Annotated in this window: 17 protein-coding genes; 11 read left to right on the top strand and 6 right to left on the bottom strand. The window is 65.0% G+C overall.

Annotated elements, in window-relative coordinates; all coding sequences use genetic code 11:
- Positions 1 to 77: 77 nt before the first annotated feature.
- The 11 genes from trbB to LH20_RS05270 all read left to right on the top strand — a co-directional run bounded on the left by trbB (position 78) and on the right by LH20_RS05270 (position 9,890).
- On the top strand, positions 78 to 1,109 hold the full coding sequence (gene trbB / locus LH20_RS05320) for a P-type conjugative transfer ATPase TrbB (protein WP_053553327.1): 1,032 nt from the start codon (positions 78 to 80) through the stop codon (positions 1,107 to 1,109).
- The gene (locus LH20_RS05315) at positions 1,106 to 1,438 is read left to right on the top strand and encodes a TrbC/VirB2 family protein (RefSeq protein ID WP_053553326.1); all 333 of its coding nucleotides are present in this window, start codon (positions 1,106 to 1,108) and stop codon (positions 1,436 to 1,438) included. The genes trbB and LH20_RS05315 overlap by 4 nt, the downstream gene beginning before the upstream one ends.
- Positions 1,438 to 1,710 carry a VirB3 family type IV secretion system protein gene (locus LH20_RS05310; protein ID WP_053553325.1) on the top strand — a complete coding sequence of 91 codons (273 nt, stop codon included), beginning with the start codon at positions 1,438 to 1,440 and terminating at the stop codon, positions 1,708 to 1,710. The genes LH20_RS05315 and LH20_RS05310 overlap by 1 nt, the downstream gene beginning before the upstream one ends.
- 14 nt (positions 1,711 to 1,724) lie before the next feature.
- Positions 1,725 to 4,163 (top strand): conjugal transfer protein TrbE, encoded by a 2,439-nt coding sequence (trbE, locus tag LH20_RS05305; RefSeq protein ID WP_053553324.1) that lies wholly within the window; start codon positions 1,725 to 1,727, stop codon positions 4,161 to 4,163.
- Entirely contained in the window at positions 4,160 to 4,921 is a 762-nt protein-coding gene (trbJ, locus tag LH20_RS05300) for a P-type conjugative transfer protein TrbJ (protein ID WP_053553323.1), read from the top strand. Before trbE ends, trbJ begins: the two co-directional genes overlap by 4 nt.
- A 10-nt stretch (positions 4,922 to 4,931) precedes the next feature.
- Positions 4,932 to 5,309 carry a putative entry exclusion protein TrbK-alt gene (gene trbK-alt / locus LH20_RS05295; protein ID WP_053553322.1) on the top strand — a complete coding sequence of 126 codons (378 nt, stop codon included), beginning with the start codon at positions 4,932 to 4,934 and terminating at the stop codon, positions 5,307 to 5,309.
- 2 nt (positions 5,310 to 5,311) lie between these two features.
- Positions 5,312 to 6,661: a P-type conjugative transfer protein TrbL gene (trbL, locus tag LH20_RS05290; RefSeq protein WP_053553321.1), complete on the top strand. Its 1,350-nt coding sequence runs from the start codon at positions 5,312 to 5,314 to the stop codon at positions 6,659 to 6,661.
- Between the two features lie 2 nt (positions 6,662 to 6,663).
- On the top strand, positions 6,664 to 7,347 hold the full coding sequence (gene trbF / locus LH20_RS05285; protein WP_053553320.1) for a conjugal transfer protein TrbF: 684 nt from the start codon (positions 6,664 to 6,666) through the stop codon (positions 7,345 to 7,347).
- Entirely contained in the window at positions 7,344 to 8,411 is a 1,068-nt protein-coding gene (trbG, locus tag LH20_RS05280; protein ID WP_053553319.1) for a P-type conjugative transfer protein TrbG, read from the top strand. The genes trbF and trbG overlap by 4 nt, the downstream gene beginning before the upstream one ends.
- A gap of 113 nt (positions 8,412 to 8,524) precedes the next feature.
- Positions 8,525 to 9,661, top strand: a complete 1,137-nt coding sequence (locus LH20_RS05275) for a TrbI/VirB10 family protein (RefSeq protein WP_083455558.1) — start codon at positions 8,525 to 8,527, stop codon at positions 9,659 to 9,661.
- Between the two features lies 1 nt (position 9,662).
- Positions 9,663 to 9,890, top strand: coding sequence for a DUF2274 domain-containing protein (locus LH20_RS05270; RefSeq protein ID WP_053553318.1), 228 nt, complete (start codon positions 9,663 to 9,665; stop codon positions 9,888 to 9,890).
- Here LH20_RS05270 and LH20_RS05265 read toward each other — a convergent pair.
- From LH20_RS05265 to LH20_RS05240, 6 genes are all read right to left on the bottom strand, one after another.
- Positions 9,835 to 10,782, bottom strand: coding sequence for a LysR family transcriptional regulator (locus LH20_RS05265; RefSeq protein ID WP_053553317.1), 948 nt, complete (start codon positions 10,780 to 10,782; stop codon positions 9,835 to 9,837). The two genes, LH20_RS05270 and LH20_RS05265, sit on opposite strands and share 56 nt — an antisense overlap.
- Before the next feature lie 117 nt (positions 10,783 to 10,899).
- Positions 10,900 to 14,202: a DUF499 domain-containing protein gene (locus LH20_RS05260; RefSeq protein WP_053553316.1), complete on the bottom strand. Its 3,303-nt coding sequence runs from the start codon at positions 14,200 to 14,202 to the stop codon at positions 10,900 to 10,902.
- Between the two features lie 13 nt (positions 14,203 to 14,215).
- Complete coding sequence (locus LH20_RS05255) at positions 14,216 to 16,942, bottom strand: DUF1156 domain-containing protein (protein WP_053553315.1); 2,727 nt, start codon at positions 16,940 to 16,942, stop codon at positions 14,216 to 14,218.
- A complete protein-coding gene (locus LH20_RS05250; protein WP_053553314.1) occupies positions 16,942 to 17,934 on the bottom strand; it encodes a DUF4917 family protein in 993 nt (330 codons plus the stop codon). The genes LH20_RS05255 and LH20_RS05250 overlap by 1 nt, the downstream gene beginning before the upstream one ends.
- Complete coding sequence (locus LH20_RS05245) at positions 17,931 to 18,905, bottom strand: hypothetical protein (RefSeq protein WP_053553313.1); 975 nt, start codon at positions 18,903 to 18,905, stop codon at positions 17,931 to 17,933. The genes LH20_RS05250 and LH20_RS05245 overlap by 4 nt, the downstream gene beginning before the upstream one ends.
- Entirely contained in the window at positions 18,902 to 22,405 is a 3,504-nt protein-coding gene (locus LH20_RS05240) for a helicase-related protein (RefSeq protein ID WP_053553312.1), read from the bottom strand. Before LH20_RS05240 ends, LH20_RS05245 begins: the two co-directional genes overlap by 4 nt.
- Between the last annotated feature and the right edge of the window lie 6 nt (positions 22,406 to 22,411).

The raw sequence follows: 22,411 nt of genomic DNA, 5'->3' as shown, positions 1-22,411 counted from the left end.
CCGGCCTGATTTCTGGCTCTTTTAATCATCCCCGTCCGGGAACCGTTCGATGTCTCCCCGGCCGAAACGGGGATGGAATGGCGATTTCTCGGAACAATTCGGAAGGATGGGCGCGCGGCGCGCGGATGCTGCGTACCGCGCTCGGCCCCGCCATCGCTCGGTTCCTCGAAGACGCCGCGGTCGTCGAGGTGATGCTGAACCCCGACGGCCGCATCTGGATCGACCGCCTCTCGGAAGGGCTGGCCGACACCGGCGAGCGGTTGGCGCCGGCCGATGGCGAACGCATCGTGAGGCTGGTCGCGCACCATGTCGGCGCCGAGGTTCATGCCAGCGCCCCGCGCGTGTCGGCCGAACTGCCCGAGACGGGGGAGCGGTTCGAGGGGCTGCTGCCGCCCGTGGTCGCCGCCCCGGCGTTCGCCATTAGGAAGCCCGCCGTCGCCGTCTTCACGCTCGACGATTACGTCGCCGCCGGGATCATGTCGGCAACGCAAGCCGAGAGGCTGCGGACCGGCGTCGCGGCCCGCGCCAACATCCTCGTCGCCGGCGGAACCTCGACCGGCAAGACCACGCTGACCAATGCGCTGCTCGCCGAGGTCGCCAAGACCGCCGATCGCGTGGTTATCATCGAGGACACCCGCGAGCTGCAATGCGCCGCGCCCAACCTCGTCGCCATGCGGACCATGGACGGCGTCGCCTCGCTTTCCGATCTCGTCCGCTCCTCGCTTCGCCTGCGCCCCGACCGTATCCCGGTCGGGGAAGTGCGCGGGGCCGAGGCGCTCGACCTGCTCAAAGCCTGGGGTACCGGCCATCCCGGCGGCGTCGGCACGATCCACGCCGGCAGCGCCATCGGCGCGCTGCGGCGCATGGAACAGCTCATCCAGGAAGCCGTCGTCACCGTCCCGCGCGCGCTAATCGCCGAGACGATCGATCTCGTCGCCGTGCTGTCCGGCCGCGGAGCCGCGCGCCGGCTCTCCGAACTCGCCCGCGTCGAGGGCCTCGGTCCGGACGGCGACTACCGCGTCGCGCCCGCCGTCAGCGCCCCGGTCTCCAGGAGCGGCGAGCCCGCCGCCGCTCTCATCCCCGCCAGCCCCGAAGGAGAAACATCGTGATTCAAAGCCTGCACCACGCCCGCCGCCGCCTCTTCGCGGCGCTGTCCATCGCCGCGCTCTCCGTGGCGATGGCCGCGCCCGCCCATGCCTCCGGCTCGTCGATGCCCTGGGAGGCGCCGCTGCAATCCATCCTGGAGTCGATCGAAGGCCCGGTCGCCAAGATCGTCGCGGTCATCATCATCATCATGACCGGCTTGACGCTCGCCTTCGGCGACACGTCCGGCGGCTTCCGGCGGCTGATCCAGATCGTGTTCGGCCTGTCGATCGCCTTTGCGGCGTCGAGCTTCTTCCTGTCGTTCTTCTCCTTCGGCGGCGGAGCGCTGGTCTGATGCTGGGCGGAGCCGACGATCTGCCGGGCTTCACCGTGCCGGTCCACCGGGCGCTGTCCGAGCCGATCCTGCTCGGCGGCGCGCCGCGCGCGCTCGCCATCATGAACGGCACGCTGGCGGGCGCGCTGGGCCTCGGCCTGCGCCTCTGGCTGGTCGGCATCGTCATCTGGGCCGTCGGCCACGTCGCCGCGGTGTGGGCGGCCAAGCGCGATCCGCTGTTCGTCGATGTCGGCCGCCGCCACCTGCGCATTCCCGCGCACCTCACGGTCTGAGCGGGAGCGCGCCGATGATGAATCTCGCCGAATATCGCGACAAGAACGCTCGGCTCGCCGACTTCCTGCCCTGGGCGGCGCTGATCGGCTCCGGCGTCGTGCTCAACAAGGAGGGCAGCTTCCAGCGCACCGCGCGCTTCCGCGGACCCGATCTCGATTCCGCGGTCCCCGCCGAGCTGGTCGCGGTCGCCGGCCGCCTCAACAACGCCTTCCGCCGTCTGGGCTCGGGCTGGGCGATCTTCGTCGAAGCGCAGCGCCATCCCTCCAACCGCTATCCCGACAGCCATTTTCCCGATGCGGCCTCTGCGCTGGTCGACGCAGAGCGCAAGGCCGATTTCGAGGAGGCCGGCGCGCATTTCGAGTCCAGCTATTTCCTCACCTTCGCCTGGCTGCCGCCGGCCGAAGACGCCGCCCGCGCCGAAAGCTGGCTCTACGAAGGCCGCGAACAGAAGGGGCTCGATCCGCACGAGGCGCTGGGCGGCTTCATCGACCGCACCGACCGGCTGCTGCGCCTGGTCGAAGCCTTCATGCCCGAATGCCGGTGGCTCGATGACGGCGAGACGCTGACCTATCTGCATGGCTGCGTCTCCACGCAGCGGCACCGCGTCCGCGTTCCCGAGACGCCGATCTATCTCGATGCTCTGCTGGCCGACCAGCCGCTGTCGGGCGGGCTCGAGCCGCGCCTCGGGCGGGCGCATCTGCGCATCCTCACCGTCACCGGCTTTCCGACCGCCACCACGCCGGGCCTCCTCGACGAGCTGAACCGGCTTGCCTTCCCCTATCGGTGGAGCACCCGCGCGATCCTGCTCGACAAGACCGACGCGACCAAGCTGCTGACCAAGATCCGCCGGCAGTGGTTCGCCAAGCGCAAGTCGGTCGCCGCCATCCTCAAGGAGGTGATGACCAACGAGGCGTCCGTCCTGATGGACACCGATGCGTCGAACAAGGCGGCCGACGCCGACCTCGCGCTCCAGGAACTCGGCGCCGACTATGCGGGCATCGCCTATGTCACCGCGACGGTGACGGTGTGGGACACCGATCCACGCGCCGCCGACGAGAAGCTGCGCCTGGTCGAAAAGGTCATCCAGGGCCGCGACTTCACGGCGATGGCGGAGACCATCAACGCGGTGGACGCCTGGCTCGGCAGCCTGCCGGGGCACGTTTACGCCAATGTCCGGCAGCCGCCGATCTCCACGCTCAATCTCGCCCACATGATCCCGCTTTCGGCGGTGTGGGCGGGGCCGGAACGGGACGAGCATTTTGCAGCGCCTCCACTGCTCTTCGGCAAGACCGAGGGCTCGACCCCGTTCCGGTTTTCCCTCCACGTCGGCGACGTCGGCCATACGTTGATCGTCGGCCCGACCGGTGCGGGCAAATCCGTGCTGCTGGCGCTGATGGCCTTGCAGTTCCGCCGCTATGCCGATGCTCAGGTCTTCGCCTTCGATTTCGGCGGATCGATCCGGGCTGCGGCGCTGGCCATGGGCGGCGACTGGCACGACCTCGGCGGCGATCTTTCCGACGGCTCACAAACGTCGGTCAGCCTCCAGCCGCTGGCCCGCGTCCACGACGTTCCCGAACGCGCCTGGGCCGCAGATTGGATCGTCGCCATCCTGACCCGCGAAGGCGTCGCCATCAGCCCGGAGGTGAAGGAGCACGTCTGGACGGCGCTGACCTCGCTGGCCTCCGCGCCGGTCGAAGAACGCACCATCACCGGCCTTTGCGTCCTGCTCCAGTCCAATGACCTGAAACAGGCGCTGCGCGCCTATTGCATCGGCGGTCCCTACGGTCGCCTGCTGGACGCCGAGCGTGAACAGCTCGGCACGGCCACCGTCCAGGCGTTCGAGACCGAGGGGCTGATCGGCACCGGCGCCGCGCCCGCCGTGCTTTCCTACCTCTTTCACCGCATCGAGGATCGCCTCGACGGATCGCCGACCCTGCTCATCATCGACGAGGGCTGGCTCGCGCTCGACGACGAGGGCTTCGCCGGCCAGCTCCGGGAATGGCTGAAGACGCTGCGCAAGAAGAACGCCAGCGTCGTCTTCGCCACGCAGTCGCTTTCCGACATCGACGGCTCCGCTATCGCGCCGGCCATTATCGAGAGCTGCCAAACCCGGCTGCTGCTGCCGAACGAACGGGCCATCGAACCGCAGATCACCGCGATCTATCGCCGCTTCGGCCTCAACGACCGACAGATCGAGATCATCGCGCGGGCCATGCCCAAGCGCGACTATTACTGCCAGTCCCGGCGCGGCAACCGCCTGTTCGAGCTCGGCCTCTCCGACGTCGCCCTCGCGCTCTGCGCCGCCTCTTCCAAGACCGATCAGGCCGCGATCGCCCGGCTCACCGCCGAACATGGGCAGGCCGGCTTCCTCGCCGCCTGGCTCCGCCACCGCGACCTCGGCTGGGCGGTCGACCTCATCCCGCCGCTCACCCCGAAGGAGAAACTACCATGACCTTGCCTCGCTCCCGCGCGGCGCGGCTCGCCGCCGCGCTGCTCCTCACCCCGGTCGCGCTCGCCCCAATGCTGGCGACGCCGGCGCAGGCGCAATGGACCGTGTTCGACCCGACCAACTATGCGCAGAACGTGCTGACGGCCGCGCGCAGCCTTCAGCAGATCACCAATCAGATCACCTCGCTCCAGAACGAAGCGCAGATGCTCATCAACCAGGCGCGCAATCTGGCGAGCCTGCCCTACTCGTCGCTGCAACAGCTTCAGCAATCGGTCCAGCGCACGCAGCAATTGCTCAGCCAGGCGCAGAACATCGCCTACGACGTCCAGCAGATCGACCAGGCGTTCCAGAGCAAATACGCCAATGTGTCGATGTCGGCGTCCGACGCGCAACTGCTCGCCGATGCCAAGACCCGTTGGCAAAACACGGTGGGCGGCCTCCAGGACGCCATGCGCGTACAGGCCACCGTCGTCGGCAATATCGACACCAACCGCACCCAGATGTCGGCGCTGGTCGGGGCGAGCCAGTGGGCCACGGGCGCATTGCAGGCGACGCAGGCCGGCAACCAGCTCCTCGCGCTTCAGGCGCAGCAGCTCGCCGACCTCACCGCCGTCGTCAGCGCCAACGGCCGGGCGCAGGCGTTGCAATCGGCCGAACGGGCCGCGGCTGCGGAACAGGGCCGCGAGCAGCGCCGCCGCTTCCTGACGCCGGGGACCGGCTATCAGGCCGGCAACGCGCAGATGTTCTACAACGGCAACTGAGGGCGGCGCGATGGACGGCAAAACCCTCGCACGCCTCGGCGCCGTCGTCTTCGTGGCGGTCGCGGTCACAGCGACCGCCATCGAGATGGCCCGCAAGGAAGACGGGTACGACAACACCGCCCCGCAGGTACGCTCCGCACCGGCGCATGATCCGCTCCGCGCGGATCTCGCCCGGTGCAGCGCCATGGGGGAAGCCGGCACACGCGATCCGGGCTGCCTGAAGATCTGGGCCGAGAACCGCCGGCGCTTTCTCGGGCAACCGGCATCCACGCCGTCAGCGGCCTCGGTGCCACCGGCCAGCCTGTTTCCCGGCGGCGCCAACGATCCGGCCGCCGGTGACATCGCGCCCGTCCTCCCGGAGCGACGGGCCGCTCCGGAAGGTCGCTGACCATGGGCGGCACCGGCGTTATCGACCATTTTCTCGAGGTCTTCACCCGCTACATCGACGGCGGCTTCGGCCTGCTCGGCGGCGAAGTCGGGTTCATCGCCACGACGCTGATCGTCATCGACGTAACGCTGGCCGCTCTGTTCTGGTCGTGGGGCGCCGACGACAACATCATCGCCCGGCTGGTGAAGAAGACCCTGTTCGTCGGCGTCTTCGCCTACCTGATCTCCAACTGGAACAATCTCGCGCGGATCATCTTCGAGAGCTTCGCCGGCCTTGGCCTGAAGGCGTCCGGCACGAGCTTCACCGTCACCGATCTGCTCCGCCCCGGCAAGGTGGCGCAAACCGGCCTTGATGCCGGCCGGCCGCTGCTCGACTCGATCTCGGGCCTGATGGGCTACTGGTCGTTCTTCGAGAACTTCATCCAGATCGCCTGCATGTTCTTCGCCTGGGCGCTGGTCCTGCTCGCCTTTTTCGTGCTCGCCATCCAGCTCTTCATCACCCTGATCGAGTTCAAGCTGACGACGCTCGCCGGCTTCGTGCTGATCCCCTTCGGCCTGTTCGGCAAGAGCGCCTTCATGGCCGAACGGGTGCTCGGCAACGTCATCTCTTCGGGCATCAAGGTGCTGGTGCTCGCCGTCATCATCGGCATCGGCTCGACCCTGTTCTCCGAGTTCACCGCAGGCTTCGGCGGCGCCACGCCGTCAATCGACGAGGCCATGGCGATCGTGCTCGCCGCGTTGTCGCTGCTGGGTCTCGGCATTTTCGGCCCGGGCATCGCCAACGGCCTCGTCTCCGGTGGCCCGCAACTCGGCGCCGGCGCTGCGATCGGCACCGGGCTCGCGGCCGGCGGCATGGTGGCAACTGGTGCTGCCACGGTGGGCGCCGTCGCCTCGGGCGGCGCGGCCCTCGCAGGTGGCGCCGCCGCCGCGGCGCGTGGCGGAGCCGCGCTCGCCGGCGGCGCATCGACCGCCTACAGCCTGGGCGCGGCCGGCTCCTCGGGCGCGTCCGCCGTCGCTTCCGGGCTCGGCAACGTCGCCAGCGCGGGCGCCCAGGCCGCCGTATCGCCGTTGAAGCGCGCGGCCAGCCGCGCCGCCGACAGTCTGAAACAGAGCTATCGATCCGGCGCGCGCGCCGCCCTCGCCTCGACCGGCGGGTCATCGACAGCCGGTACGGTCGACGGCGACGCGCCAACCGCCGCCCAGGCGCCTTCCCCGGACGGCCCGCCGGCCTGGGCCAAGCGCATGAAGCGCTCACAGCAAATGACGCACGGCGTTCAGGCCGCGGCCCATGCGGTGCGCAGCGGCGACAGCCACGGCGGCGGCTCCTCCGTCAACCTCTCGGAAAGCGACTGACCATGTTCAAACGACCGGCCACCCATTACGGCAAATCCCCACAGCCCGAGACGCCCTATCAGCGCGCCGCCCAGGTCTGGGACGAGCGCATCGGCTCCGCCCGCGTGCAGGCCCGCAACTGGCGCTTCATGGCCTTCGGTTCGCTCGCGCTCTCGATGGGCCTGTCCGCCGCGCTGGTCTGGCAATCGGCGAACGGCTCGATCGTGCCCTGGGTGGTGCAGGTCGACCGGCTGGGGGCCGCACAGGCGATCGCGCCCGCGACCGCCGACTATCAGCCCAACGACGCGCAGATCGCCTTCTACCTCGCGCGCTTCATCGAACAGGTCCGCTCGATCCCCGCCGACGCGATCATCGTGCGGCAGAACTGGCTGCGCGCCTACGACCTCACGACCCAGGCCGGGGCCTTGGCGCTCAATGACTACGCCCGGTCGAACGATCCCTTCGCCAAGGTCGGCAAGAGCCAGGTGGCGGTGGAGGTATCGAGCGTCATCCGCGCCTCGCCGTCGAGCTTCCGCGTCGCCTGGATCGAGCGGCGCTATCAGGACGGCGCTCTGGCCTCCACCGAACGCTGGTCGGCCATCCTCACCGTCGGCGTGCAGCCTCCGCGGGACGCCGACACGCTGAAGAAGAACCCCCTCGGAATCTACGTCAACGCCATCAACTGGTCGAAGGAGCTTGGACAATGACGCCCGCACTCCGCAAAGCCGCCCCCTGGAGTGCAGGGCGTCCGGCTTTCCGCATCCCCGCCAATCCGGCATTCCGTACATCCGGCCTGCTGCTCGTGCTGCTTTGCACGTCGGCGCTCGCCGGCTGCGCGAGCCACCTGCCGCCGCCTGAAATCTCCTATGATAACGCCGTGCCCGCCGTGGAGGCCGTCGAACCGCCCAAGCCGGTACAGGTCGTCGAACTCCCGAAGCCCCTGCCGCTCCCCGGCCAGTTGAAGCCCGTCGCTCCCGGCGCGCGGCCGCAACCCGAGGCCGCGGATCCGACCGTGCGCGTCAACCAGGCGAACGCGGCCGCGCGAGTTCAGCCGGTACGCGATGGCTTCATCAATGCGATGCAGGTCTATCCCTTCGTCGGCGGCGCGCTCTATCAGGTCTATACTTCGCCGGGCCAGATCACCGACATCGCGCTTCAGCCCGGCGAGCAGCTCGTCGGCGCAGGCCCGGTCGCCGCCGGCGATACGGTGCGCTGGATCATCGGCGATACCGAAAGCGGCGTCGGCGCCGCGCGGCAGATCCACATCCTCGTGAAACCGACCCGGGCCGAACTGCTGACCAACCTGGTCATCAACACCGATCGCCGCACCTACCACATGGAACTGCGCTCGACGCCGGCGACCTATATGGCGTCGGTGTCCTGGCAATATCCGCAGGACCAACTGATCGCGCTGCGCAGGCAGAATGTCGAGGCGCAGGCGGCCCAGCCGGTTTCGGCCGGCATCGATCTGGCGCGCGTGAACTTCCGCTACGATGTGAGCGGCGATCGTGCGCCGTGGCGGCCGCTGCGCGCTTTCGACGATGGCCGGCAGGTATTCATCGAGTTCCCGCGCGGCATCGGCCAGGGCGAGATGCCGCCGCTGTTCGTCGTCGGCGCGGAAGGCGACACCTCCGAGCTCGTGAACTACCGCGTGCGCGGCAACTACATGATCGTCGACCGGCTGTTCGCCGCCGCCGAATTGCGCTTCGGCGCGGGCAAGACCCAGAAGCGCGTGCGCATCTCCCGGAACGATGGGAGGCCGGCATCGTGAGCGACCCACGCGATCCTGAAGAGGAAGACGGCCGGACGCCCGCTGAGGCTCCGCCCTCGCGGCCCGACGATGGCATCGACGAACGGCCGCTCTCGGGCGAGCCCGCAGCGCCTATGCGGCTGCGTCCCGAGCCGCCGCGCGTGACCCGCCTCTCGCGCAAGGTGCTGGCCGGGCTCGGCCTCGTCGCCAGCATCGGTGTCGGCGGGGCGCTGGTCTATGCGCTCCAGTCCCGCAACGACGGACATCGGGGACAGGAACTCTATTCCACCGACAACCGCGCCACGCCCGATGGGCTGAATGGCCTACCCAAGGACTATGCGAGCGTGCCGCATCTCGGCCCGCCGCTGCCCGGCGATCTCGGCCGCCCCATTCTCAATGCCCAGAATGGCGGCCGGACGGTTCCGAGGCCGGGCATGGCCGCGACACCGCCCGGTCCCAGCCCGGAAGAACAGCGCCGGGCGCAGGAGCTGGAAGCAGCGCGCACCGCGCGCCTGTTCTCGTCCACCGAGACGCGGCCCGCCACCCCATCAGCAAACGCCCCCGCCACGGCGCCCGCGACCGATCTCGCCAGCCTTGGCCTCGCACCGCAACCGGCCACGCCCTCGGCCCAGGATCGCCAACTCGCCTTCCTCAACCAGACGCCCGACAAGCGCACGGTTTCCACTGACCGGGTGGCATCGCCCGCATCGGCCAATGTCCTGCAGGCGGGCGCGGTGATTTCCGCCGCGCTCATCACCGGCATCCGCTCCGATCTGCCCGGCCAGATCACCGCGCAGGTGACGGAGAACATCTACGACAGCCCCACCGGCCGCATCCTCCTGATCCCGCAGGGCTCCCGCGTCGTCGGCCAATATGACAGCGGCGTCGGCTTCGGCCAGCGCCGCATTCTGCTGGTCTGGAATCGCCTGATCTTCCCGAACGGCCGCTCGATCGTGCTCGAGCGCCAGCCAGGCGCGGATGCCGAGGGCTTTGCCGGACTGGAAGACAGCGTCGACTATCATTGGGGTGAACTGTTCAAGTCGGCCGCACTCTCGACCCTGCTCAGCGTCGGCGCCGAGACGGGCTCGTCCGGGCAGGAGAGCGACATCGTGCGTGCGCTCCGCAACGGGGCTTCCGACAGCATCAGCCAGACCGGCCAACAGATCGTCCAGCGCCAGCTCAACATCGCGCCGACGCTGACCATCCGGCCGGGCTTTCCCGCCCGCGTCATCGTTACGCGCGACCTGGTGCTCGAACCCTACGGAGGCTGAAATGGCAAAACTGAAGCTCGGCCCGATCGTCGACGACAAGCCGGTCAAAGTCACGCTGGAGCTGCCCGCGAGCCTTCATCGTGATCTCACCGCCTATGCGGAAATCCTCGCCCGCGAGACCGGGCAGCCGGCGACGGATCCGGCGCGGCTGATCATTCCGATGCTGGAGCGGTTCATCGGGACGGATCGCGGCTTTGCGAAGGCGAAGCGGGCGAACCCGTCCGTTTGATATTCGCGCTTTCGGATCGCGATGACATTCGAGCAAGGCTGAGAAACCTGCGAAATGCCGGATTGTCGTTTCGGCGCGACCAGATCGCACTGAACGGCAGGACCTCATCTGCGATCTGCCGATAGACGACGCCGGGAAAACGCGCGCCGGTTGCCGCCTCGCTGACCACCGTCAGTCCGCGCCCCACGGCGACCATCGACAGGAGGACATCGCGCCCGACATATTGAGGGTGGATGTTCGGATGGCGGCCGAGATCCGCCAGGCGCTGGACCAGATAATCGCGGATTTCCGGTCCCGGCGCGGCATCGCTGACGATGAAGGTCTCCCCGGCGAGATCGCGCCAGCGCAAGCTCTGCTTCTTCGTAAGACCGTGTTCCGACGGCAGGACGGCGAACACGCCTTCCGTCCATAGCTGCTCGGTTTCGCAACCGGGCCACTCCCCCGTGCCAGTGATGAACGCCACGTCGAGCTGAAGCTGCCGGACCGCCGCGACATGGACCGATGGATTGCCTTCGATCAGTTCGACCGTCACGCGCGGATGCTTCTCGTCGAACGCCTTCATCAGGTCGAACAGGAAACCCGACGCCAGGGACGAGAAGATGCCGATCTTGACGATGCCATCCTCGGATCGGCCGATCGCAGCGACATCGTTGACGCCATTCTCGATCTGCTGGAGCGCGATGCGGACACGACGCAGAAACCGTTCGCCCGCCACCGTGAGGGAAACGCCGCCGGAATGGCGGTGGAACAAGGAAGCGCCCAACCGATCCTCGAGATCGCGGATGCGGCGGCTGACGGCAGATTCCTGGATATTCAGGAACGCCGCCGCCTTGCGAAAGCTTCCATGCTCCGCAGCCGCGACAAAGTATTGAATGTTGCGCAACTCGATCACAATGGAGCTACTCTTCTCCACCTCTTGCCGCGCTACATTTCACCCCATCATGGTTTCATCTGTTTGAATAAACATGGTTTTACATAGGAAGGCGGATTGCATCCGCTTCCTGCGCACTCACTCCACCGACTTCTCGGTAAATCCCAGGGTGTTTGCATTCTCGACCAAGGTCCGCACCTTGGCGCGATCAAGCCCGCCCGGCACATCCGCCTCGATCTCCAGCCTCAGCCGCACCTCGCTGCCGGGCAGCGTCGTCAGCTGCTCCACGATCGCCTCGACAATCTGGTGAATGTCCCGGGCGGGGCGCTCCGGTGAGATCATCACCGCGCCGCTAAAGCGCGTCGGCTTCTTTTCCGTCGGCGGCGTGGCAGACGTCTCCTCGACGCCCGGCCCGCCAGGCGCGGGCGTGGGTCCGCCACTGTCGGCGCCTCCAGGCGCATCACCCGCCCCGGGTTGCGAAGGCGCCGGGCGATGCGCTTCGGCCACGTCCGGTTTGATGATGACGCTATCGCTGTCGATCACCACAGGCGCGTTGCCGGCCCGCTCGATGGCAAGCCCCAGATAGGTATCGGTCTTCTCGTCCCATCGCTCGGCATAAGCGAAGGGACCGGGCAACATGCCGCTGACGGCCGCCTGCACGGCCTTGATCAGGACGTCCTGCCCCTTGAGGCGGGGCAGATAGATGTAGCGATTGAGGTATTCCCGCAGATCCTTCAGCGACAGATGTGACTTGTCGTTCCAGATGTATTTCTGGAGATCGCGATCGAGACGCGACGGCCCCAGCTCGGTCAGCAGACCTTCCTCGGCCACGAGCTTCTTGCTCGCCCGCGCCAACAGCCCATCCTGCGCCGGAACTTTACCCGAGACCCACTCCACATCGGTCTGAGCGCTCTCCTGCGCCGGATAATGCAGGTAGCACCACGCCTCCTTGAGGCGCGTCTTCATCGTTTCTGTCGCCTCGGCCAGCTTGGCCTCCGCGAGTTTCTGATCGCTCGGCCGAAGCTCCAAACGCTCCTTGTCACGAACGATTTCGCCCCAGGCCAGGGACGCGCGCATAGCGTCTTTCAGGTTATCGAGCTGGCGCGAGTCTGCGGCAATGAAAACCAGCATGTTGCGATAAACGCGCGGTGCGGAACCACGCTGCGTCAGCATGTCCTTAGCCTCGGCGAGGGCCTCCGACGTGTCGCGCCCGCTGTGTGGATGTGCAACCCCTAACACCACGGCCCGCACGCCTCCGGCTTCATCGGGCACTTCGGCCGATGAAGCAGGCGCGACCTGCACGGCGTCGAAATGCCCGCGGTCCACAAGGCCATTCACATATTTGCCGAGTTCCGCATCAATCCTAACGTCAACCAATGCCGCCTCGATCTGCGCGGCCTTGTCCGCCGCGATGCGATTGAGGCTGGCCGACATGGAATACCAGTAACGGCCGAGATCAGCGTGCATGAACTTGGCCTGGTTGGTTAGCCGCCGGAGCGCATCACCAAAGATCGCGGGCCGCTCGCCGGGCTGCACGACGCCGAGGTTGATCTGTTTGTCGTCGAGGCCCGTGTTTTGCTGCTGATGCGTCGGCGCCGTCCCCATGAAGATCGCGCGCGCGACGCGACGCGTCGCCGAGTATCGGTTTAGGTTGGGCGCGGACTGGTCGATCTTGTAGGGCGTGGACGTCGCACCATCGACATCGCCGGCGATGATCGATTGCCAACTCACCTCAAGATAGTGCAGCAATTCCGGCTCCACACGCGGTGAACTCACCGCCACGCTGCCCGGCATGATCATCACCGACGGATCCGCGTTCATCCACAGCTCGTGAATAGCCTGCGCCATCAGGCGCAGCACGCCGCGCGTGCGCTGGAATTTTTCGAGCGACCCCCAGCTCGTGTAGAGCTGGTCGAACAACTCGGGATGGATCGGATAAGCCTTCTCCAACTTGCGCCGATAGTCTTCGTCCGCGCAGCCTTGCGGAAAATCGTTGGCGTTCTCACGGTAGAGCTTCGCGAACTGCTTCAGCGTGTTGTCGCGATGGTGGAACTTGTCGCCGGGGATGTCCTTGAACAGCCGCCGCCGGACGATCTCATAGCTCTCCTCCTGACTCGCCGGACGCCATGAGGATTCCACGCGGCTGAAGGTCTGCTTGAGTCGAGCAAGCGCTTCTTGGCCGCCTTCGCCGCCCACCTCGATCTGCGACGCCGGCAAAGACGCGACGAGCAGCGTGCCAGGGCTAGCCTTGACCGCCTCGGTCAGCGACTGGACGAAGGACAGGTTCGCATCGAACGACCCGGACGGCAGTCCCTCGACCTTGTAGATCTGACGCAGGTACGCGACCCATTCGTCGATCAGGATCAGGCACGGCGCATACTTTTTGAAGAGCGCCTCCAGCAAGTTCGAGCCCGGCGCGATACCACTGGCGTCATTCTCCGCGACCATGGCGAAAGCGTCGGCGCCACCGAGCTGCCAGGCGAGTTCACCCCAGGTCGTGCGGATCTTCCGATCGCCTTCGGCATGGAGGACGTCCTGCGGCCCGCGTGACGTGCCGACTAGCACGGCGCGGTTGACGCCCTGCGGCACGCTGAGCCCCTGCTTTTCGAGCAACTGGTCCAAGCCGGAGAGGTCCTGCACCGGGGTAGGCCCAGCCATGTGATAGAGCGCCAACATCGAGTGCGTCTTGCCGCCGCCAAAGTTGGTTTGCAGTTCGACGACCGGATCGCCGCCGCTACCGGACAGCCGCTTCGCGGCCCCAATCAACAGCGCGCTCAAACCTTCCGTCAGATAGGTGCGGCTGAAGAACTGACGCGGGTCGCGGTATTCCGGCGGCGCGCTGCCCGAATGCACCTTGGCGAGGTCGGCCGCGAACTCGGCCTGCTGGAACTCGCCGGTGGCGACATCCTGGTGAGGCTCGACCACCTCGCGCCACGGCAGCAGCCCCGCCACGGTCTCGACCGAGATTTCGAGGCGCTGGGTTTTCCGCCGCTCCTCGTTGCGCTGAAGCTCGGTGAACTTCGTGCGCAGGATGGTGTCGCGCATCTTACCGAGCTGCTCCGCCGTCTCGCCGGCGCTGATCGCCTCCATCAGCCGACGCATGGAATCCAGAGCGCGCTCGGCATCGTCGTAGGTGAAGGTCTCGTTGTGCGAGAGCTTGTTGCGGACATCCCCGAGCTCGTTGACCAGCGAGCGCTCGGCGCGGCCAAGCACGGCCTTGAACGCCTCGCTCCAAAAGCGATCCATGGCGTTGAACAGCGCGGCCTGGTCCCAACCGACCTCACCGCTGCTGTTGGGGCGCAGGTTCGGCAACTTCTCCAGCACCTGGACCTGCCAGTGCCCCTTGAGCGAACTTTCCAGCCTTTTCTCTACGAACGGGATGAGCGCCGCCGGGAGCAACTCCATTCCTTCAAACACATATTGGCGCGTGCTTTTTGCCACGTTCCGTCCCCCCTCAGATGTCCAGCTTGATCTGGCGATCGCCGACGGTGTCATGGATCGCCGCAGCCTGCCGCGTCAGTTCGGTCCAGTCGGTGACGAGCGCGTTGTAGGTAGTGGCCTCTTGGCGATCCTGCCGCCGTTTGTCGCTGATTTCATAAAGGACGTAAGCCAAGTCCTTCACCGCCTCGGCCTTGTCGCTCCCAAACTTCTTCAGGAGCAATGCCGTCTCATGCGACAACCCATCCAGTTGATGTTGACGCACGAGATACTGGCAACATTCCCAGATGGTGAGATGGCGGTCCGTTTCGGGATTCCAATCCACCTCTAGGTCTTCCCGCTTGTAGATGCGGACTCGCCCTGCCGATGATTCCACGATGCCAGCATGGCGCACATCGTCCACCGAAATGCCACGGGCGCGGGCAAGGTTATCGGCATCGCCGAAAAAGCCCTTTTCGTACCCATGCTGAGTGAACCAGGTCACGGCAAAGCGCGTCTCCGGATCAAAATCACCTTCCTGAGAGGAAAGATACTGATCCAGTTCCTCGTTGATGATTTGCAAGGCGGTCTTCACCGACATCGGGCTGTCATCGCGTTCGATCACTGAGGCGTAGCGGCTGAAAATCGCTATGCCGGGGCCGATGGAAGCCTGGGGAATATCCACCGGAGCGATGCTTGCGCGGTGCATCTCCTTGAGGGCTGCGGGCAGTTCACGGCGCAGCGCCCGGATAAACTCGATGCGCGAGATCGTCTCGGCATCCGCCGCACGAGGCCGACACGCCATCACGACAGACGTAGCGAGCGCGTTTTTGTTTTTCTTGAGGTTGCCAACAAGCTCGGTCCGTACCGGCCATGTCGCCCCGATCGAATAGCCGGCGTCGACAATCGCCTGAAGGAAGGTCGCCCACCCCTTAACCGAGAAACCGCTTTCGTCGACCTCGCCTTGCCGGAAAGCATAATAAATCGCAGCCGGCACATCGGGCCGGCCCTGCGTCGCCATGTGACGCATGACGGTAGTCATACCTTCGAGAAAGAAGCTGTCGGCCTCGTCCTTACCGCCGTGGCGTTTATAGTCGGCAACCAGTTCCTCTTGCTTGGGAACCAGCATGGTCGAAAACAGGTCCGGGTAGGTCCCTGCCAGCCCTTTCCGCAGCCAGACATAGAAGAAATCGGACAAATCCGCATAAGGGACGTTGTCGTAATACGGCGGGTCGGTAGAGATAACGAAGCCTGAGAAATCTACGTTCTGGGCATCCATTTGGTGTTCGACGCCACCCTGATCCGAACAGGGAAGAGCGGCCACGGCTTTCGCCAGATATTCGACTTGACCGATGAAATTGCCCGAGGACGACGAGAACGGGTTTCCTTCAACTGTGTCCCAGCGCATCGGCAAAGCCTGCATCGCAAACACCTGCTGTATTTTTTCCCCGGTCGTATCCCAAAAGCTACTGGTGGATTGCCGATTGGCCAATCGACTCACACTCAATACCAGATATGAGAAGATCGCCTTTCGGTAATCCTCATCAGGTATTTTTCCGACCACATCTGAAATGAGGCCCATGAATGTGTTCAGGGCAATGGTCTGCCGATCCATGAATAGGTCAGAGATATTGGTCGGACCATAGTTGGTTACACTCATATACTGAGGGTGCTGTGAAAGAGGGAATTCTGGTCTCCAATCAGGCTTTTCACTGAAAGCTAGGACCTCATCCTCTTTAGTTGGAGCAACGTATCGACGTCCGCCTTTGCCTTCCAGGACAACAGCCAGCAAACGCCAGCCCATCCTACCGGCCATACCCTCGGCCTTCACATAGTCGGCCGTGATCGCGTCGCCGGTCAGGAGACACCTGAAATTCGCACCGCGGCCCGCCTTGGTGCCTGCCGCGACGGCAGCCGTATCAGCGGGTTTGCCAGTGTGAATTTCAAAGGAGATGTCAAAACCACTGATGGTGGGCTGCACCCAAACTGATTTTTTGGGCTTGTTGCAAAGCCAATAGTTGGAAATCAAAGGGACATGGGCGCCGCGCACCGCCGGGTTCGGACTCGCAACGGTCCTCGCCCACAGCCAGGCGAGGATGGTAGCTTCGCCGCCGCCATCCTTCTTAGGAAGAGCGACCTGCGGATAGAGGTGTCCAATTTTCTCCCGCGCCTTGTCGGTTAGCGCCTGCGCATACCAGAGAATGTCTTCGGCAAGACCTTCAGCGCCGCGATAGTGAAGGCGCTCCAGTTTGCCGGGATGGACAGGCTTCCGATCCTTGAACTGGGAAGGTAGCTCGATCATTGCCTTGCCGATCATTACAGCAACCGGGTTGAGATCAGACCCGGTCGAACGCAAACCAAGCCGCAAAGCTTCAAGCGGAATAGAACCACCGCCCGAAAATGGATCGTAGGCCGGAGGGACGCCCTCCGGGAAATTCCTGCGAATTTCAGCCCGGGCCCGTTCAAGAACTTCTTCGTTGGTGGAATTCTCCCACTTCACCAGGTCCTGGATGATCTGGAAGAGACGATCGCGTTCAGTTTCGATCTCCTCCTCGGTCGCGAACTTTTCGGGATGGCTCGACGGGTCATCGACAAGCTGAGCGAATAATATCGCTCGGCATGCCGCCAAGGGCCGCCGCGCCCACCACAAGTGAAGTGCTGAGGGATGCCCGTGCTTGATCGACTTTTCCCGCGCCGATGCCGCATTAATCGCCTCGAGTGGGATTGCGACTTCGATGAGCTTCTTTTTATAATTCTGGGTCATTACGCGGGCTCTTCAATTTGGAGGTTTGCTGCGCCCAGCGGATGCGTGGCGGCGTCGTAGAAATGCAGTGTGGCTTCGGGCAGCGCTTCAATCAGCGCGGCCTTCTTCTGCCGAATATTGCCAGTGGCGCGCAGCGAGACGGCAACCGAACGGCCCTTGTGGTTTCCGATAGCGTCTATGAGGTGCTTGTCGCTGTCGCCAAGGCTGTGACCAAAGACAACCAAGGGTTCCGTGTCCTGCGCCAGGCAAGCGAATACAAAGGAGAGGTAGTCGGACCGATAGATCGACGCGAGCTTCTCCTGAGCCGTCCCCTCCGAAATGAAGAGCGGCATAGAATCCTGATAGGCGGTTCCGAACAGATCTAGCAGGTTTTGTCCCGCCGCGGCCGGTCTCTTCAATGTCTGGCCGTTCGGTCGCCGATAGAGGTGCAGGCCGCCATGCAGGAAATGCACCTTGGTCCTTTTGCCCCAGATCTCGGTGTTTGTGACGTCGAACTTCTCCGACCAAAAATAATCCCGGAAGCCGTTCTGATTCCGCATGAGCGCCCAATAGAGCGTGAGGTCATAATTCGTGCAGTAGATCGACGCATAAGCCGATAGTTCGGCGGCGATAACGTCGAGGTGGGCGGCAGGTACGGATTGCCATGGCACATGGACCGAATGGACGGCCCGGATCAGCGCCTCCCGAATACTGACCTCTCGCTCTGAAAACGGATCCAGTGGCTGACCGAGCGCCGCGGACACGGTCTTGCTGGTCGCCAAGGCGCTCAAAACAACTTCGAAATTTCGTGTTTCCAGGCGGTCAAACAGTGAGATGTCCGCGGCGTTGAGCTGCGCTCCATCGCCTTGTGCTGCGGTCTCGAATAGCGAACCATACCCAAAACGCTGCCACAGATTCTGGCTGAACCCGTTGCCGATGAGCAGTCCCGACCAATCCTCCTGATCTTTCAGCTCAGCCCAATTCCAAAGCTGGTCGTCCAATCCGTCGATCATCGGGCCGCTCCTGCTCGCGGTCCCTGTTTTCTGAGACTGACGCGATAACGATAAGCCGTAATCTCCTCGACCACGACGCGGTCCCCGGCCTGAGCGCGATGCAACTGATAGAAGGCGCCGATCCAGCCGCGAGCACGGAAAAACTTCTTCTGGCCGTCAAGGTCGGTCTGGACCGGCTCCGTGCCGCCCCAGTCGATCGTGAGATCGCGCCTTGCTCTCGTCGCCTTGTTTGAACCGCCAATGACGTCGGCCGGAAAGCGGTCGAAGAATGAGCGCAGGTAGATGTGCTTGTTCGTGATGTTTCCGTCGGTAATCTCCACCTCGCCGATCACACGCCCCGCTGCTGTCTGCGCAGCCGTTATAGGCGGCGGCGTCAGAGGACGGGGCGATGCTGGCGTAGGTCGCGGTGTCACCGCTGCGACAGCGTCCGGCTCCCGATCATCCCATTCGATGTCGATATGCAGCTTCCTGCCGCGCTTAGAGACCTCAACCGTCACCGTATCGGCGCGGCCAACGCGATCACGCCGCGAGCCGTCATCCGGCCGAGCTGCTGCTTCGGGGGCGATCGTCATATCTCCAGCCTCGAGCTGAGCGGCGACGCCATCGATGGCTGCGTCGTCCAGCTCGACCCAAGTCACGGCACCACTCTTGTGCTGATACGGGATCGGACGTTCGAGGCGACGCACATCGGCGAGCTTCCAAGGCGTATTCCATTTGGCGACTTCACCCGACTGGATCATGTGCTCGGCAATACGGTGATGCGCGAACGTGGCGACCATCTCCGTTGGCGATAGCGGCGACCCCACGTCGACCAGTCGGGCAATGCCATAGATCGTCCCACTGCCTTTACGGATCAGCGCAAACCAGCCGCGATGTGACGCCCCCGAGGAGCGCATCTCCCAGTCCTTGGTCCCGCCGAGAATGTAGCCGATCCACGGGTCGGCGATGATCAGGCCTTTGGTGATCCTCATCGCGGTTCCTCCGCACGCTCGAGTAGGCGTGGCAAATGGAACTGGATCGCGGTCTCGAGAAACGACGGTTCCCGTTCCACGAGCGGGCCGCGCACATAGCGCGGCGCATGGGCAAAGCCGGCGGCGACCGGCACGATGGCGAGAATGAACTTCTCCGGTTCATGCAGGGAGGTGATGACCTCCTGGCGCGTGATCATCACGCTGTCCGCGCCGTCGATGCGGCCCTTGACCTCGATGAAGCGCAGATGCCCCGACCGCGGATCGTGGGACGCGATGTCGTAGCCGATCTTCTGGGCGGAGACGTCGGCGGGCTCGTTGCCCAGCGCCCGTTCGGCCGCCATCACAGCCGCCATCGCCGCGAGCTCGATCTCCCGGCGCGCGGCCGGGTCTTCTGCAAAATGGTTCGGAATGCTCGGCGCCTGACGCTCTTCGAGCAGCCCGCGGGGGATGACGACCATGCCGCCCCGCACGCGCGGCGGCTGCGACGAGATGAAACGCTCCCGCTCAAGCTGGTCCATGCGGCGCTTCTGCCGATCCGCCAGGTCTTCGGCGCGGCGCTGCGCGTTCTGCCAATTCACCCGCGTTTTCTTGCCGGCGCGCTCCTCCTCCTTCAGCTCGAAGGCGCGCGAGTCCCAGTAATTGATCTCCTTCTTGAGGCGAGCGCGAACTTCCTGCTCGACCTTTTCGATCTCGGGCAGCCGCCGCGCCTTGACCTCGGCGACATGGCCTTGGGCCAGTTCGACGGTCGCAAACCGGATCGCGACCTTCTCCAAGTCGGTGGTCAGCCAACTCTCGTCTAGAAGATCGCGCACGCTGCCGACCTCCTCCGCCGTGGCCGGCCGCAGATTCAAATGCGGCGCGATGCCGGCGTTGACGGTGTTTCCGGCCTTGTCGATCGCAGCGAACTGGAGGCGCTGCGAGATCACATGCGGCTTGCCGGCGCTGGTGACGCGACCGTCCTGGACCGTATGTTCCAGCAGGAAAATCGCCGACAGCGCATCGCCCGCGTCGGTGTCGTCGACCAGGATCGCGCCCTGCCGCATAATCTGCTCATACTGTTCGCGGATCAGGCTGATCACGGCCTCGAGCAGCGGGTGGCCGGGACAAACGAAGGCGGCGACGGGCTGCTGGTTGATCTTGTCCTTCTCGAAGCAGATGCGCTCATACTGCGTCTGGAGCGGCGCGCCGGTTCCGATCTGGCGATCCCGCTCGCGGATGCGCACCGGGACATGCGTGACCTCCCAACGCCCTTCCTCCCGGCGCTTGATGCGCCCGCCCAGATGCTGGAACGCCTCGACGAAGAAGCTCTGGATGTGGTGCGGCTGTAGGCGCAGCGCCTCGGCCCGCTCCATCTCCAGCCGCAATTCCTCGACCCTCGCTTCCGGCATGGTGTCGTTGGTCAGGGCGCGGCGGCGCAGCAGTTCGAGCAGGTGCGCCTGATCCACCGCGCCATCGACCTGCTGGAAAAGGCGCGCTTTCACGTCCTCCTGCTCGCCATACTGGATCGCCTCGAACAGCAAATCCTTCAGCGCCACGCCGTCGAACAATTCGCCGAGCACGTCATAGACCCGGCCGCCCAGCGCCTCGCGCGCCGCTTCCAGTTTCTCCAACAGCCGCGCGTAAACCTCGCCCTCGCGAGTATCGGCCGCGACCAGATTCCACAGGTGGCAAACCTCGGTCTGACCGATGCGGTGGATACGGCCGAACCGCTGCTCGATCTTGTTCGGATTCCACGGCAGGTCGTAATTGACCATGAGATGGCCGCGCTGGAGGTTCACGCCTTCGCCCGCCGCGTCGTTGGCGATCAGGACCAGCATGTCCTTGTCCTGCATGAAGCGCTCGACGACCTTGCGCCGCTCTTCGCGCGACACGCCGCCGTGGATCACCTCGACGGCCTCGGGGTTGCCGAGCCGCGCCCGCACCTTGTCGAGCAGGTAGTGCAGCGTGTCCTTGGGCTCGGTGAAGATGATCAGCTTGCGACGATTGCCGGCCGCGTCGACCATCAGATCATCGTCGAGAATACGATTGAGCTGGCTCCATTTCGTGTCCACGCCTGAGCGCAGCACGCCGAGCGCCATCGTCTCCAACCCCTTCAGGGTTTCGACTTCCAGAGCGAGTTGCTCGACCGTCTCGGCCGTCGTCGCGCCCGTCGAGATCAGATCCTCAAGCTCGTCGATCTCCTCCTGGCCATACTCCTCGATGTTCCGCAGCATGTCAGCGTTGATCGCGGGCTCGTTTGCGCCGGCCCGGCGGCCCTTGGCGGCAAGCCGCGCTTCGCCCAGCTCGTTTTCCAACCGTTCCCGGCGGCGCTTGAGGGACTGATAGATGGCGGCCGGCGACGAGGCGAGACGCCGCTGAAGTATCTGCAAGGCAAACCCGACGTTGTTGCGCTTCTTCCCGTCGCCCTCGGCGAAGCGCTGCACGCGGTTCATCTCGCTGCGCACATATTCGGTGACGGCGGTGTAGAGCGCGGCCTCCCCTTCCGAGAGCTGATACTTGACCGTGCGCGCGCGCCGCTCGGGGAACAGCGGCCGGCCATCGAACTTGAGCAGCTCTTCCTTGGTCAGCCGCCGCATCATGTCTTCCGTGTCGGCATAGTGGACACCGTCGCGGAACCGGCCCTCGAACCGATCGCCGTCGAGGAGCGCCATGAAGAGCTGGAAATCCTCTTCCTTGCCGTTGTGCGGCGTCGCCGACATCAGCAGCAGGTGGCGGCAAACCTGACCGAGCTTCTGGCCGACCTGATAGCGCCGCGTATATTTGACCTCACCGCCGAAATAGGTGGCGGACATGCGGTGGGCTTCGTCGCAGATAATCAGGTCCCATTCGCGCGCGCTCATGAGCTTCTCCTGAAGCTCCTCGTTGCGCGCCAACACGTCGAGACGGACGATCAGCCGATCCCGGTCGCTGAACGGATTGCCCGACCGCGAGTTCTCGATCATGTCGCGGGAAAGGATGTCGAACTCGAGATTGAACTTCTGGCCGAGTTCGTCCTGCCATTGCTCGACCAGGCTGCCCGGCGCAACGACGAGGCAGCGTTCGAGATCGCTGCGGGCGATCAGCTCCTTCATCAACAGCCCGGCCATGATCGTCTTGCCCGCGCCGGGATCGTCGGCGAGGAGGAAGCGAAGCGGTTGGCGCGGCAGCATCTCGCCATAGACCGCCGAGATCTGGTGCGGCAGCGGATCGACCAGGCTCGTGTGAATCGCCAGATACGGGTCGAAATAGTGCGCCAGCTTGATGCGGTTGGCTTCCGTCACCAGGCGCAGCAACGCGCCGTCGGCATCGAACGACCACGGTCGGCCGTTCTGCTCGACCTCGAGACGGTGCTCATCGTCGCGATAAAGAACAGCCTCGGCCACCGTGCCGTTGTGGTCGCGGAAAACGACGTTGATCGCCTGATCGCCGATCCAGTCGATCGAAAGCACATGCACAGGCTGCGCCGAAGCGACGCCTCGCACGGTGGCGCCGTTCTTTATCTCCTCAAGCCTTGCCGGCATTGCTCG

It is taken from the genome of Sphingopyxis sp. 113P3, assembly GCF_001278035.1.
GTDB lineage: Bacteria > Pseudomonadota > Alphaproteobacteria > Sphingomonadales > Sphingomonadaceae > Sphingopyxis.
This window is presented reverse-complemented; position numbering and strand designations above follow the sequence as displayed.

Bases quoted from the DNA above. Each gene is read 5' to 3' on its own strand.
- trbB (WP_053553327.1), top strand. From the start codon at position 78: ATGGCGATTTCTCGGAACAATTCGGAAGGATGGGCGCGCGGCGCGCGG.
- LH20_RS05310 (WP_053553325.1), top strand. From the start codon at position 1,438: ATGCTGGGCGGAGCCGACGATCTGCCGGGCTTCACCGTGCCGGTCCAC.
- trbE (WP_053553324.1), top strand. From the start codon at position 1,725: ATGATGAATCTCGCCGAATATCGCGACAAGAACGCTCGGCTCGCCGAC.
- trbJ (WP_053553323.1), top strand. From the start codon at position 4,160: ATGACCTTGCCTCGCTCCCGCGCGGCGCGGCTCGCCGCCGCGCTGCTC.
- trbK-alt (WP_053553322.1), top strand. From the start codon at position 4,932: ATGGACGGCAAAACCCTCGCACGCCTCGGCGCCGTCGTCTTCGTGGCG.
- trbL (WP_053553321.1), top strand. From the start codon at position 5,312: ATGGGCGGCACCGGCGTTATCGACCATTTTCTCGAGGTCTTCACCCGC.
- trbF (WP_053553320.1), top strand. From the start codon at position 6,664: ATGTTCAAACGACCGGCCACCCATTACGGCAAATCCCCACAGCCCGAG.
- trbG (WP_053553319.1), top strand. From the start codon at position 7,344: ATGACGCCCGCACTCCGCAAAGCCGCCCCCTGGAGTGCAGGGCGTCCG.
- LH20_RS05275 (WP_083455558.1), top strand. From the start codon at position 8,525: ATGCGGCTGCGTCCCGAGCCGCCGCGCGTGACCCGCCTCTCGCGCAAG.
- LH20_RS05270 (WP_053553318.1), top strand. From the start codon at position 9,663: ATGGCAAAACTGAAGCTCGGCCCGATCGTCGACGACAAGCCGGTCAAA.
- LH20_RS05255 (WP_053553315.1), bottom strand. From the start codon at position 16,942: ATGACCCAGAATTATAAAAAGAAGCTCATCGAAGTCGCAATCCCACTC.
- LH20_RS05250 (WP_053553314.1), bottom strand. From the start codon at position 17,934: ATGATCGACGGATTGGACGACCAGCTTTGGAATTGGGCTGAGCTGAAA.
- LH20_RS05245 (WP_053553313.1), bottom strand. From the start codon at position 18,905: ATGAGGATCACCAAAGGCCTGATCATCGCCGACCCGTGGATCGGCTAC.
- LH20_RS05240 (WP_053553312.1), bottom strand. From the start codon at position 22,405: ATGCCGGCAAGGCTTGAGGAGATAAAGAACGGCGCCACCGTGCGAGGC.